This window comes from Saccharopolyspora sp. 6V (genome assembly GCF_020176785.1).
In the GTDB taxonomy this organism is placed as follows: domain Bacteria; phylum Actinomycetota; class Actinomycetes; order Mycobacteriales; family Pseudonocardiaceae; genus Saccharopolyspora_C; species Saccharopolyspora_C gregorii.
The window spans coordinates 16,096-29,069 of sequence record NZ_JAIUKB010000093.1 but is presented as its reverse complement, the minus strand read 5'-3'; the positions used below and the strand labels follow the sequence as shown (position 1 = coordinate 29,069).

General features: G+C 71.9%; 12 protein-coding genes and 1 tRNA gene. 6 read left to right on the top strand and 7 right to left on the bottom strand.

From position 1 onward, the window contains the following. Positions 1-121 precede the first annotated feature (121 nt). Both LCD35_RS18540 and LCD35_RS18535 read right to left on the bottom strand, forming a co-directional pair. Positions 122-195: transfer RNA gene (locus LCD35_RS18540), tRNA-Pro, on the bottom strand. A 58-nt stretch (positions 196-253) separates the two neighbouring features. Further along, entirely contained in the window at positions 254-1,312 is a 1,059-nt protein-coding gene (locus tag LCD35_RS18535; RefSeq protein ID WP_225044534.1) for a DNA polymerase IV, read from the bottom strand. Between the two features lie 36 nt (positions 1,313-1,348). Here LCD35_RS18535 and LCD35_RS18530 point away from each other — a divergent pair, with 36 nt between their 5' ends. Then, positions 1,349-1,816 carry an NUDIX domain-containing protein gene (locus LCD35_RS18530; RefSeq protein ID WP_224959871.1) on the top strand — a complete coding sequence of 156 codons (468 nt, stop codon included), beginning with the start codon at positions 1,349-1,351 and terminating at the stop codon, positions 1,814-1,816. 5 nt (positions 1,817-1,821) lie between these two features. Here the strand turns inward: LCD35_RS18530 and LCD35_RS18525 are convergent, their stop codons facing one another. Together LCD35_RS18525 and LCD35_RS18520 are read right to left on the bottom strand one after the other, a co-directional pair. Continuing rightward, positions 1,822-2,277 carry a DUF1707 domain-containing protein gene (locus tag LCD35_RS18525; RefSeq protein WP_224959872.1) on the bottom strand — a complete coding sequence of 152 codons (456 nt, stop codon included), beginning with the start codon at positions 2,275-2,277 and terminating at the stop codon, positions 1,822-1,824. 180 nt (positions 2,278-2,457) lie between these two features. Further along, the gene (locus LCD35_RS18520; RefSeq protein ID WP_224959874.1) at positions 2,458-3,774 is read right to left on the bottom strand and encodes an MFS transporter; all 1,317 of its coding nucleotides are present in this window, start codon (positions 3,772-3,774) and stop codon (positions 2,458-2,460) included. Positions 3,775-3,940: 166 nt separating this feature from the next. Here LCD35_RS18520 and LCD35_RS18515 point away from each other — a divergent pair, with 166 nt between their 5' ends. The 4 genes from LCD35_RS18515 to LCD35_RS30515 all read left to right on the top strand — a co-directional run bounded on the left by LCD35_RS18515 (position 3,941) and on the right by LCD35_RS30515 (position 8,759). Beyond that, the gene (locus LCD35_RS18515) at positions 3,941-4,927 is read left to right on the top strand and encodes an MsnO8 family LLM class oxidoreductase (protein ID WP_224959876.1); all 987 of its coding nucleotides are present in this window, start codon (positions 3,941-3,943) and stop codon (positions 4,925-4,927) included. A 296-nt stretch (positions 4,928-5,223) separates the two neighbouring features. Beyond that, positions 5,224-5,916, top strand: coding sequence for a multicopper oxidase domain-containing protein (locus LCD35_RS18510; protein ID WP_224959878.1), 693 nt, complete (start codon positions 5,224-5,226; stop codon positions 5,914-5,916). A gap of 62 nt (positions 5,917-5,978) precedes the next feature. After that, positions 5,979-7,043: a multicopper oxidase family protein gene (locus LCD35_RS18505; RefSeq protein WP_225044563.1), complete on the top strand. Its 1,065-nt coding sequence runs from the start codon at positions 5,979-5,981 to the stop codon at positions 7,041-7,043. 510 nt (positions 7,044-7,553) lie between these two features. Then, positions 7,554-8,759: a cytochrome P450 gene (locus LCD35_RS30515; protein ID WP_225044533.1), complete on the top strand. Its 1,206-nt coding sequence runs from the start codon at positions 7,554-7,556 to the stop codon at positions 8,757-8,759. Positions 8,760-9,060: 301 nt separating this feature from the next. Here LCD35_RS30515 and LCD35_RS18490 read toward each other — a convergent pair whose 3' ends face one another. From LCD35_RS18490 to LCD35_RS18480, 3 genes are all read right to left on the bottom strand, one after another. Continuing rightward, the gene (locus LCD35_RS18490) at positions 9,061-10,023 is read right to left on the bottom strand and encodes an NADP-dependent oxidoreductase (RefSeq protein WP_225044532.1); all 963 of its coding nucleotides are present in this window, start codon (positions 10,021-10,023) and stop codon (positions 9,061-9,063) included. A 30-nt stretch (positions 10,024-10,053) separates the two neighbouring features. Then, positions 10,054-11,259, bottom strand: coding sequence for an MFS transporter (locus tag LCD35_RS18485; RefSeq protein ID WP_225044531.1), 1,206 nt, complete (start codon positions 11,257-11,259; stop codon positions 10,054-10,056). A gap of 219 nt (positions 11,260-11,478) precedes the next feature. Next, a complete protein-coding gene (locus tag LCD35_RS18480; protein ID WP_225044530.1) occupies positions 11,479-12,378 on the bottom strand; it encodes a helix-turn-helix transcriptional regulator in 900 nt (299 codons plus the stop codon). A 185-nt stretch (positions 12,379-12,563) separates the two neighbouring features. Here LCD35_RS18480 and LCD35_RS18475 point away from each other — a divergent pair, with 185 nt between their 5' ends. After that, on the top strand, positions 12,564-12,917 hold the full coding sequence (locus LCD35_RS18475) for a nuclear transport factor 2 family protein (RefSeq protein WP_224967369.1): 354 nt from the start codon (positions 12,564-12,566) through the stop codon (positions 12,915-12,917). The last annotated feature ends 57 nt before the right edge of the window (positions 12,918-12,974 follow it).

The window sequence follows — 12,974 nt, the reverse complement described above, 5'->3', positions numbered from 1 at the left end:
GTGTGGGGGTTCGGTTCTCGTCACTCGCGCGGTTGTTTTCCCCTCACCCACCACCCCCCTGCTCGTGGGCGGGCGGCGGCTTCCCGGGGGGGCCCCCCCCCCTGACCTGCTATTTAGACCGTCGGGACGGCGGGATTCGAACCCACGACCCCTTGACCCCCAGTCAAGTGCGCTACCAAGCTGCGCCACGTCCCGGCCACACCCGCTGTCTTGCGGTGTATGGAAAGCTTAGCGCACCGTACGCAGAGGATCTTCATCCCCCCTCCTTTACCGGATCTGCGCTGGTCAGGAGCTCTGCTCGGGTGCCGATGAGGCGGGTGGGGCGATCGCGGGGAAGCGCGGTGAGTGCTTCGCGGGAGGCAGCGGCGAGGGCTTCCGCGGAACGGGTGGGGCCGGCGAGGCGGTGCGCGTGGCTGCGGGTGCGGAAGCGGGAGTCGCGGACCTTGACGACGACGCGTCCGGCGAGCAGGTCGTGCTCGGCGAGGTCGGCGGCGACCAGAGCGGCGAGGCGGGTGAGTTCGGCGCGCAGCCGTTCCGGGTCGGTGACGTCCTCCTGGAAGGTGATCTCGCGACCGTAGGAGCGGGGACGGTACGGCGCCGGGTCGACCGGGGTGGGGTCGTAGCCGCGGGCGACGGCGACGAGCCAGGGTCCGTTGCGGGGGCCGAAGGTCTCGGCGAGCGCGGACGGGTCGGCGGCGGCGAGCTCGCCGACGGTGCGCAGGCCGTGGGTGCCGAGCTTCGCGGCGGTGCGGCGGCCGATGCCGCGCAGCGCGTCGACGGGCAGACCGTCCATGACGTGCGCCCAGTTGGACCGGTCGAGGCGGAACACGCCGGTTCCGGTCGCGGGTTTGGCGAAGCCGGAAGCGGTCTTGGCGCGGAGCTTGTTGTCGCCGATGCCCACCGAGCAGCTCAGACCGGTGCGCGCGTGCACGTGGGCGCGCAGTTCGGCGGCGGTGCGGGTCGCGTCGTCGGTGTCGAGCAGCAGGTACGCCTCGTCCCAGCCCGCTTCCTCCACGGTGTCGGAGCGTTCGCGCAGCGCCGCGTAGTAGGTCTCGGGCGCCGCGCGGTAGGCGTCGGCGTCCAGCGGCAGGAACACCGCGCCGGGGCAGCGCTTCGCGGCGGTGCGCAGCGGGGTGCCGGATCGGACGCCCGATTCCCGTGCTTCGTAGGAGGATCCGGCGACGACGCCGCGGCGGGTGGGGTCTCCGGTACCGCCGACGAGGACGGGCCGGCCGCGCAGTTCGGGGCGCCGCAGCAGTTCCACGGCGACGATGAACTGGTCGAGGTCCACGTGCAGCACCACCCGCTCCACGTCCCCAGCGTGCGCGCTCGGCGGTACGGTCGCCGGATGGCGAAGCGCAGCGCGGGCATCCTGCTGCACCGGATGCGGGCGGGTTCCCCGGAGGTGCTGCTGGTGCACCCGGGCGGCCCGTTCTGGCGGAACAAGGACTCAGGCGCCTGGTCGCTGCCCAAGGGCGAGTACGACTCCGGCGAGGAACCGCTGGCGGCCGCGCTGCGGGAGTTCGAGGAGGAGACCGGGTTCCGGCCGGACACCAGCGCGCTGGTGGAGCTCGGGGAGGTCCGGCAGAAGGGCGGCAAGGTCGTGACCGCGTGGGCCGCGGCCGGTGACTTCGACGTGGCGGAGCTGCGCAGCAACGAGGTCGAGCTGCCGTGGCCGCCGCGTTCCGGTCGGACCACGACCTTCCCGGAGGTCGACCGGGCGGAGTGGTTCGACCCGGACGCGGCGCAGCGGAAGTTGGTGGCGGCGCAGGCCGAGTTCGTGCCCCGGCTGCTGCGCGCGCTCGGCCTGGACTGATCGGGTCAGCGCGCCGAGAGGTACCCGGCGACGAGCTGCACGAGGTACAGCCCGGCCACGACGAGCGAGGCCTGCAGCAGCCGCGACGGTTCGGACGCGGCCGACTCCAGTCCCGTGAGCGTGCCGACGATCGCGCAGGGGGCCACGACGGCGGTGATCAGGTAGCGCAGGTGCGGGGCCGGGCGGGCCGGCTCGGCCGCGGGGACCGCCGTGGGGCGCTCCGCCGGGACGGTGTCGTCGAAGCGGGGGTGCGGCTGCGGGAGGTCGCGGAACGGCGCGAGCAGTTCGGCGCGGGTGCGGGCCTGTTCCAGCTGGATGGCGCAATCGGCGAACTCCTCGGACGTGAGGCATCCCGCCGCGACCTGCTCGTTGAGCAGCCGCATGCCCTCCGCCCGGTCGGCGTCCGACAGGCGGATGCCGCCGTCCTGGGCGGGAACGTCCACGTGGGTCACTGCGCTCACCTCGAATCCTCGTGCCGCCGGAGATCGGCCGGCCGGGTTCGAGGCTAGGGCGGTGGTGGTGGGTGCTGGATCGGACTTGGGGCCGGGACGCCTCGGCCGGAAAGCCGGATCGGTGCGGCGGAAATCGGCTGAACGACCGACGGCCCCTCCGGTGCGGAGGGGCCCCCACGACGAGCTCGGTCAGTCCAGCGCGGCGTCCCGCGTCTCCCGGCTCAGCAGCAGCGCGATGAACGTCAGCGCACCCATCGCCGCCAGGTACACCCCGACCCAGCCGACGCCGTAGGAGCCGGCCAGCCACGTCGCGATGTACGGCGCCACGGACGCGCCGAGCAGGCTCGCCAGGTTGTAGGACACCGACGCCCCCGTGTACCGCACCGCGGTCGGGAACAGCTCGGGCAGCACCGCGCCCATCGGGCCGAACGTCAGGCCCATCAACCCGAGCCCGACGACGAGGAAGCTCAGCACCGCGGGCAGCGAACCCGCGCCGAACCACGGGCCCATCAGCAGTCCGAACGCGATGATCGCGGCGGTGATGATCAGCAGCGTGGGGCGGCGGCCGAACTTGTCGGCCAGCAGACCGGCCACCGGCACCGTCAGTCCGAAGAACACGACGCCGATCAGCAGGAACACCAGGAACTCGGAACGGCTGTAGCCGAGCCCGGCCTCCGAAGTCCCGTAGGACAGGGTGAACACGGTCATCAGGTAGAACAGCACGTAGGTCGCCAGCATGATGAACGTGCCCAGCACCAGGCCCTTCAGCCCGGTGCGGAACACCTGCACGAACGGCACCTTGGCGCGCGCACCGGATTCGACGACCTTCGCGAACGCGGGCGTCTCGTGCAGGCTCAGCCGCACCCACAGCCCGACGACGACGAGGATCGCGGAGGCCAGGAACGGCACCCGCCAGCCCCAGGCGAGGAACGTGGCGTCGTCCATCGTCTCGGACAGCAGCAGGAACAGGCCGTTCGCGACGAAGAAGCCGATGGGGGCGCCCAGCTGTGGGAAGGTCCCGAAGAAGGCCCGCTTGCGCGCGGGAGCGTTCTCGGTGGCCAGCAGCGCCGCGCCACCCCACTCGCCGCCGAGGCCGAGGCCCTGGCCGAACCGGCACAGCGCCAGCAGCAGCGGGGCGGCGACGCCGATGGAGGCGTAGCCGGGCAGCAGCCCGATGACGACGGTCGAGACGCCCATCGTCAGCAGCGAGGCGACGAGCGTGGACTTGCGGCCGATGCGGTCGCCGAAGTGCCCGAACAGCGCGGAGCCGACCGGGCGGGCGATGAAGGCGATGGCGAAGGTGGCCAGCGACTGCAGCGTCGCCGCGGTGGGGTCGCCCGCGGGGAAGAACAGCTTGGGGAACACCAGCACGGCGGCGGTGGCGTAGACGTAGAAGTCGTAGAACTCGATCGAGGTCCCGACGAGGCTGGCCACCACGACTTGGCGAGTGGAATTGCGCGGCGCGGTGCCATCCGCGACGTCACCGGGAACGTGGCCGACCGCCATGGTCCGGAACCTCCCTGTTCACACGTTCAGACCAGAAGTGAGCACACGCAGGGTAACCCTCGCTGCCCAACTAGCGGGAAGCGAGTCCCATTCGGTGGACGTGGGATCGGCCACGGGACCGGTCCGGTGCGGAATCGAGCTCGTGCGCGGCAGTGTTGGGAGTGGTGTGACGACCCCGCTGCGCTTCTCCGTGCTGGACCGCTCGCTCGTGCTCCGCGGACGGAGCCCGGCGGAATCCCTGCGCCGCACCGTCCGGTTCGCGACCGAGGCCGAGCGGCTGGGCTACCACCGGTTCTGGGTGGCCGAGCACCACGGGGTGCCCGGCGTGGCCGGTTCCGCGCCCGCGGTGCTCGCCGCGGCAGTGGCCGCGGCGACCTCGCACATCCGGGTGGGCACCGGTGGGGTGATGTTGCCGAACCACCGGCCGCTGGTCGTCGCCGAGCAGTTCGGCGTGCTCGAGTCGCTGCACCCGGGGCGCATCGACCTCGGCGTGGGGCGCTCGGTCGGGTTCACCGCCGCGGTCCGCGAAGCCCTCGGCCACGGCCGCGAGTCCGCGGACCGGTTCGCCGAGCAGCTCGACGAACTGCTCGGCCACTTCACCGGCGGCCCGGAGGCGGCGGTGCGCGCGATGCCCGCGACCGGGCTGCGCCTGCCGGTGTTCGTGCTGGCCACCGGCGCGGGCGCCGAGCACGCGGCCGCCGCCGGGTTGCCGCTGGTGATCGCGGCGGTGCGCGGCGACGAGGCGCTGCGGCGCGCGGTCCGCGGCTACCGCGAGCGCTTCCGGCCGTCACCGTGGTCGCGGCGCCCGCACGTGGTGCTGTCCCGTTCCGTCGCGGTCGCCGCCACGACCGAGCGGGCGCGGCGGTTGCTGGTGCCGGAGGCGTGGGCGACGGCGAGCTCCCGCGTGCACGGCGTCTTCCCGCCGCTGGAGCCCGCGGAGGACGTGCTGGCCCGGGACTTGGACCGGCGGGAGGCCGAGCAGTTCGAACGGGCGATGCGCGGTCACGTGCACGGCACCGAGGCGGAGGTCGCCGACCAGTTGCAGTCCGCGCTGGACGACGTGGGGGCGGACGAGCTGCTGATCACGACCAGCGGCTACGACGAGGAGGCGCTGCTCGACTCGTACCGGCGGTTGTCCCGGCTGATGCCGTGACGGGACCGAGATCCCGGAGATCGTCCCGGCCGGAACCCGTGGCGCGGCGGAGGATTCGGGCTGGCGGCTCCCGTTCGAGTGATCACCTTGCCGCTAGCGGGTGATCATCGGTCCCGATGCCTTGTGCGCCAACGGAATCCTCCGGTCCACTGAGCACCTGCGGGCGGTTTCCGGGGCCGCCCGCGGGCCGCGGCGTGGGATCGCCGTTCCAGGGGAGCGCGGAATTCGCGATCAGCCGCGCGGGAACGGGGATCTCGGGGAGGCGCCGCGGTTCCCGCACTGGACCAGGGGGAACCATGGTGGAGATCTCGACGCGGCCGTCGGTGGCCGAATTCCGCGGCCCGACGTTCGGGCTGACGAAGTTCCTGGACCCGCTGCCGGTTCCCCCGGTGCTGCGGCCGACCGCGCACGGCTGCGACGCGGACCTGACGATCCGGGCGATCACCGCCCGCGCCCGGTTGCACGGCGAACTGCCGGAAACGGTGCTGTGGACCTACGACGGGCACTTCCCCGGCCCGACGATCGAGGTGCGGCGGGACCGGATGCTGCGCGTGGCGTGGACCAACGAGATCACCGGGACGATGCCGCTCACCGCCGTGCGGGTGCCGCAGCCACCAGCGGGCACCCCGCCGGAGGAACTGCCCGCGAACCGGCCCGGCTACCCGCGGAATCCGGACGGCAGTCCCGCGGACGGCGCCGCGTTCGTCGACGGCGTCGCCGAACTGCCCGCCTGGCTGGTGACGCACCTGCACGGCGCCGACGCGAACGCGGGCAGCGACGGGTGGGCGCACAACGCCGTGCTGCGCGGGCACTCCCAGCTCACCGAACACCCGAACCGGCAGGCCGCCGCGGCGCTCTGGTACCACGACCACGCGATGGCCGTCACGCGCTGGAACGTCACGCCGGACTGTTCGGCGCGTACCTCCTCCGCGACGACCGGGAGCGGGCGCTGGGGCTGCCGGACGGGGAGCGGGAGGTCCCGCTGCTGATCTGCGACCGGAACCTGGACACCGACGCCGCGGGCGAGCTCACCGGGCGGCTGTTGTTCAAGGTGCCTGCGATCGGTACCGCGATGATCCCGTTCACCGGCCCGTTCACCCTGGTGAACGGGATGATCTGGCCGCACCTGGAGGTCGACGCGGCCGCCTACCGGTTCCGCGTGGTCAACACCTCGAACGCCCGGTTCTACCGGCTGAACCTGATCGACGCCGACGGCGCGTCGGAGAACGCCGTGGTGCGCCAGATCGGCACCGACGGCGGGCTGCTGCCCCGGCCGGTCCCGCTGCCCGCGGACGGGCTCGTGCTGGCTCCCGCCGAACGCGCCGACCTCGTCGTGGACTTCGGGCGGGTGCGGGGGCCGTTGCGGCTGACCAACACCGCCGCCGACGCCGCGCTCGAACCCGACGTCATGCAGTTCCGGGTGCGCGGCGGGCGGGCGCAGGACACCTCGCGGCTGCCCGACGTGCTCTCCGCGGGACCGGAGCGCATCGCACACCTGCCCGGCGAGCACGACCAGGTGTGGGTCGGGCTCGTGCCGCCCGGCACCGGCGGCGAGGCGCACCCGCAGCTGTGGGAACTGCGCGAGCTCGCCGCGCACGAGGTGCCACCGCTGCCCGCCGCGGGAGTGGTGCAGGTGACCGATCCGCGGACCGGGCGAACCCGCACCTTCCGGCAGGTCGCGTCGCTGTTCGACGACACGGTCAGCGTCTTCATCGCGCACGACGCCGTCGTCGAGTGGAACTTCATCAGCTTCGGCGGGCCGCCGCACCCGATGCACGTCCACCTGGTGCAGTTCCGGATCCAGGCGCGCCGCCGCTTCACCGCCGACTTCGACGTGGCGCTCGGCGGAACCCGCTCCCCGGCCGACGGGTTCACCGACGTCCCGCTGGAGGACTTCGAGCGCGGGCGCAAGGACACCACCGTCGTCGGCGGTGGGGAGTGGGTCAGCGTGCTGGCGCGGTTCGGTGCGTCCACCGGCCAGTTCATGTACCACTGCCACATCCTCGACCACGAGGACGAAGGCATGATGCGCCCGTTCGTCGTGCACCCACCGGAGATCGCCCGCTTCCACCCGCACCCGGGCTCGCACCCGCACGAGCCCTACCGCGGAGCGTGAGCGCGGCGACTGGGACCGCGCACCGCGCTCCGGCAACCACCCGGAGACCACCCGCCACAACTACCTGCCGGCCGCCACCCAGCTCGCCCGCTACGTCGCCGAGCACTCCCCCGACGCCGACGACGCCGCCGATGCCCCGCCGAGAACACCACGGCCGACATCGAAGCCTTCCAAGCCGGGATCATCGAAACCCGCTCGGCCTCGACCGCGGTGAACAAGCACAAATGCCTGCACCAGTTCTTCAAGTGGCTCATGCTCGACGAGGAAGAGATCGACCGCTCTCCCCAGTAGCGTTGTGCGACCATCCTTTGATCCCACCTCGCCCCGGAGGCGTCCGAACTGCTGCCGAATACCGCGAAACGCACTCGCGCAGATGCGTCCGGCGCTACGGTGAACGCGGTCGTATGGCCACGGATTCGGCTTCCGCGCGGGTCCGGTGCCCGAGGGGGAGCCATGAGATCTTCCGCGTCAGACCCGTTCGATGAACCGACGAGCAGTACCGATCCGATCGTGATCGATCCGTTGGTGCGCGATCTCGACGCCGAGACGCGTAGGTTGCGCGCGGCAGGCCCGCTCGTGCGAGTCGAGCTGCTCGGTGTGCCCGCGTGGTCGGTCGTCCGGCATGCCGAAGCCAAGCGGCTGCTCACCGACTCGCGGCTGGTCAAGGACATCGGGCGGTGGAGGCTGTGGCGCACCGGTGCGGTCACCCGCGCCTGGCCGCTGATCGGCATGATCGACGCCGGTCGCTCGATGTTCACAGTGGACGGGGACGAACACCGGCGACTCCGCGCGAAAACCGCGCAGGCGGTCACACCGCGGCGTCTGGAGAACATCCGGCCGTTGATCACTAACGTCGTCGGCGAACTGCTCGACGAGCTCTCCGCCCGCGACTCGCACGAACCGGTCGACATCAAAGAGCTGTTCGCGCAGCCACTACCGATGGCGGTGATCAGCGCACTGATGGGGGTACCCGCAGAGCTACGCCCCCGGCTGCACGCGCTCTACAAGGCGTTCTTCTCGATGCTGACGCCGCAGGAGGAACGGCTGGCGGTCATCGCCGAACTCGACGACATCTTCCTCGAGCTGGTCCGGGCGCGCGCCGCCGAGCCGTCCGGTGACCTCACCAGCGCGCTGATCGTGACGGAGGAGGGCGGCGAACCGCTCACCGAACAGGAAGTTCTCGGCAACCTCAAAGCGATGGTGGCCGCGGGGCACGAGACCACGATCAGCTTGATCCTCAACGCGGTGCGGGCACTGCTCGCCCACCCCGATCAGTTGCGCCTGGTGCTGGCGGGCGACGTCGGCTGGGATGCGGCCATCGAGGAGACCCTGCGCTGGGACACGCCGATCTCGCACCTGCTGATGCGATTCGCCACCGCGGACATCGAAGTGGGCGGCGAGGTGATCCGCGAAGGCGATGGTGTCGTGATGTCCTACCGGGCGATCGGCCGGGACGACGGACATCACGGACCGGACGCGGACGAGTTCCGCATCGACCGCACCGGAACGGCCAGGCACATGACCTTCGGCCACGGGCCGCACATCTGCCCCGGAGGAGCAGGACTGTCCCGAATGGAGGCCGGTATCGCGCTTCCCGCGCTGTTCGCACGATTCCCCTTGATGCGCGCGGCTGTGCCCGCGGAGCAGGTGCGGAACCAGCCCGTGCTCACCCAGAACGACTTGCGGGAGTTCCCAGTCTTGCTGCACGGTGCTTGAACCGGGCGCGACGGTTCCTGCGCTGCAACGCTCATTTGACGCGCCACTTCCCGGTCGCGGTGACGCTCGTCCGCTGCGGCGAGTTCGTCCCCCACCACGATCTTCACGACCACCGACCGCAGGCGCCGATGGCCATCAGGTCGTTCGCGCAGCGTGCTGAACGCCGGTCCGCGTGCTGGAGTACTCGCCGGAAGAGTCCGCACGCAGCTTGCAGAGCAGAGCGCGGCGAGGGCCACCTCGCTGACGCGTGTCAGGCCGGTCACCGCGACACCTCAGCGAGGCAACGACGACTCGTGCGTGGTCAGTGCTGGGGCGTGGTGAGCAGGACGACCTTGCCGGTGCTGTGGCCCGACTCGACCGCGCGGTGCGCGTCGGCTGCTTCGGCGAGGGCGAAGGCTGCTGAAACGGTCGGCACCAACTCGCCCTTCGCGGCCAGGTCGACGACGCTCTCGAGCCACCCCCGCTGGGTGTGGACGTGGGTCGCGGCGAACCGGACGCCGGCCTGCCCGGCCTCCGCCTCGAGGTCGCCGGCCCCGCCGCCGAGGGCGACGAGCGTCCCACCGGGGCGCACCGCCCGCAGCGCCGTCGCGCGGGAGCCGGCGGCGAGGCTGAGCGCGACGTCGGCGGTGCCCACCAGGACTGCCATGGCCTCGGGGTCGCGGTAGTCGACCGTCTCGTCCGCGCCGAGGCTCTTCAGCCAGTCGTGCTTGCCCTCGCTGGCGACGGCGACGACGTGCCCGCCGAGTCGGTGGGCGATCTGGACGGCGAGGTGGCCGACGCCTCCTCCGGCACCGGTGATGTGCACGCGCTGGCCCGGCCCGACCGAGGTCGTGTCGGCGAAGGCCTGCCAGGCGGTCATCGCCGCCATCGGCAGCGCCCCGGCCTGCTCGTCGGCGAGGTTCTCCGGCGCCGGCACGAGGTCGTCGGCGGGGACGACCGCGTGCTCGGCGTACGCGCCGCCTTCGCGCGGGAACCGCGCCAGCCCGAGGACGCGCTGGCCGAGCTCGAGGCCCGTCACGTCGGCGCCGACCGCCGCGACGGTGCCAGCGACGTCCCAGCCGGGCGTGAACGGCAGCTCGATGATCCCGGCCGCGGCCATGCCGCCGCCCTCACGGGTCATGACATCGATGGGGTTGACCCCGGCCGCGGCGACGGCGACGAGCACGTCGCCCGGTCCCAGGTCGGCCGCGGTCGGCGCCGGCACGTCGACGAGCTCGAGGGACTCTGGTCCGCCGAAGGCGCGTTGGACGATCTTCGTGCTCATGGTGCTCCTCCTCGTCAGCGGGCGCGGACGTCAACCGGCCGCGGTCGATGCCCCGACTGGACTGTCCGGCTCGGGGTCGGTCTCCGCGAGTCGGCGGCGTCCCACGGCCCACACGGTGAGTCCGGCCACCATGATGACCAGGGAAGCGGTCATGACCGCGGCCCAGCCGCCCGCGGTCCACAGCGGACCGGCGACCGCCGATCCGAGCGCTCCGCCGAGGAAGTTGCTGACGACGAAGGCCGTATTGAGCCTGCTGCGCGCTGATCCGGGCAGCGCGAACAGCCGGGTCTGCCCGAGGACGACGATGGACTGGGCGGCGATGTCGAGCGCGATGACGACCACGATCAGGGCCACGATGGAACCGCTGCCCGCCCAGGCGGCTGTCAGGGACAGGCCCAGCAGAGTCAGGGCGATTCCGGTGGCCGGTACGGACCAGCCGCGGTCGTGCAGGGCGCCGGCGCGACGTGCGGCGAGGGCTCCGGCCAAGCCGGCCAGGCCGAGCAGGCCGATCCGGCTGACGGAGAACGAGAACGGCGGTGCGGTCAGCAGGTAGGTCAGAGACGTCCAGAACATGGAGAACACGGCGAAGCTCGCGGCGCAGATCGCCAGGGTCGGACCGACCGCGCGATGCTGGGACATCGCGGTGAACACCGAGCCCAGAAGACGCGGATAAGGAACGGGTTCGCGGGGTTCGAGGGACGGGATGACGGTGCGGAGCACGGCGGCGAGAACGAGGGTCACCGCAGCGGCCATCCCGTAGATCGCCCGCCAGCCGAACAGGTCAGCGACGAAGCCGCTGATCGTGCGGGAGAGCAGGATGCCGATCAAGGAGCCGGAAGCGACCGCACCGACCACCCGGCCGCGTCGCTCGGGCTCGGCCAGCTCACTGGCCAGCGGGGTCAGCAGCTGCGCGCCGACGGTGGTCAGTCCGACCCCGCCGAGGGCCGTGAGAAGCGCCCCGAACGATGGCGCCAGCGCAGCGCTGAGGAGTGTCGCGGCGGACACGGCGAGGATGAGCGGTATGAGGCGGCGCCGGTTGAGGACGTCGCCGAGCGGCACGATGAGGAAGATGCCGAGCGCGTATCCGACCTGGGTGACGGTGACCAGCGCGGCGGCGCTCGATGACGAGACGCCGAGGGACGAGGCGATGAGCTCGATCAGGGGCTGGGCCCAGTAGAGGTTGCCGACGGCCATGCCGGCGACGATCGCGAAGATGAGCGTGCGGGCCGGGGTCATCCTACGGTCGGGCGTGGAGGGCGTGGTCGACCCTGTCACGAGAGGTCCTTTCTGGGCAGGTGGTGCTGTGGCACCACTGGTGAGGGCAGGCGGGCGTGCCGTTCCGGTGCGGCGGCAGGGCCGCGTCACGGCTCGCGGCAGGCGAGCGCCGTCCAAGGAGTCCGCACGTGGGTGACGAGCCCGGTGCGCAGCCGGTGGCGAGGGGCGGAAGGAGGCCGGTCAGCTCTGCTGACGCGTAGTGCCTTCGCGCGAGGAGTCGGGCGAGCCGTGTGCGGTCATGTCGAGCAGGAGCACGGCGTCGTGGTCGGGGGTGCCGGGCTGGGCGGTGTAGACGGCCATGCGGTGTCCGGGACTGCCCTCGAGGGCCATGCCTTGGAAGGAGAGGGTGACGGTGCCGACCTGGGGATGCCGGAACGTCTTGGACGGGTTCTTGCGGCCAGTGACTTCGTAGCGCTCCCACAGCCTGGCGAAGTCCTCGCTCTTGAGCAGGAGCTCGCCCACGAGCTGGGCCAGGTCCGGGGCGTCGGGGTCGGTGCCGGCAAGGGCCCGCAGGCGGGCGACGCACCCGCGGATCTGGTCGTCCCAGTCGGGGAAGATCTCCCGTCCGGACGGATGCAGGAACAGGTAGCGGGCCAGGTTGCGCTGCTTGGCGGGCCACTCGGCCAGACCCGGGTAGAGGGCGAGCCCACCAGGGTTGTGAGCCAGGACGTCCATGCTGCGGCTGAGGACGTAGGCCGGGTTCGGACGCAGCGCCTCCAGCATCAGTTTCACGTGCGGACGCACGCTACGACTGGGAGCGGGCGCCGGCTCGGGCACGTAGCGGGCGGCACGTACCGCCAGGGCACGCAGGCGCTGATGCTCGGCCTCGTCCAAGTGCAGGGCCCGAGCCAGGGAATCGATGACAGCGGGGCTGGGACGCGTCTCCTTGCCGCGCTCCAGACGTGTGTAGTAGTCGATGCTCACCCCGGCCAGGGTGGCCAGCTCCTCGCGGCGCAGCCCGGGAGTGCGGCGCACGCCGGGGCCAGGGGACAGACCCGCGCTCTGCGGGCTGGTCTGGGTGCGGCGGGCGCGCAGGAAGCGCCCCAGCTCGTCACCGCTGCTGTGCTGCTCGGATGCCATGCGTCCAGTGTTGCGCCGCCGTCACCGTGACACACCCGTTGAAGGGGGCCCTGTCGTACCCCCGCTGACCGCTCCCCGGGAGATCCCGGCCTGCCTATCGCACGCGCCGGACGGCAGCCTGAACGAGCACCCCAGAACACATCCGGCCCTGCCGGGCCACCTGAGAACGTAAGGAGGAGTACGCCATGACCCGCGACACCGCTTCGCTGGTCGCCGCCGCGGACCGCCACGACGCCGACGCCTTCGTCGCGCACCTCACGCCCGACGTGAAATCCGTCTTCGCGAACACCGAGCCCGTCATCGGACGGGAGAACGTGAAGAAGGCGACGATGGCTTTCTGGGACACGATCGAGGGCGTCAGCCACCACATCCTCGCGATGCACGAGAGCGGCGACACCGTCACCGTGCAGTTCGACATCGAGTACCACCGCAAGGACGGCAAGGCGGTCACCCTGCCCGTCTGCAACGTCCTGGTCTTCGACGGCGACCTGGTGAGCGTCTCCCAGGTCTACGCCGACCTCGCCCCGCTCTACAACTGAGCGCACGCAGCCCCTGAACTGCGCCAACGGCTGCGCGAAGGCACCGTGATGCAGGAC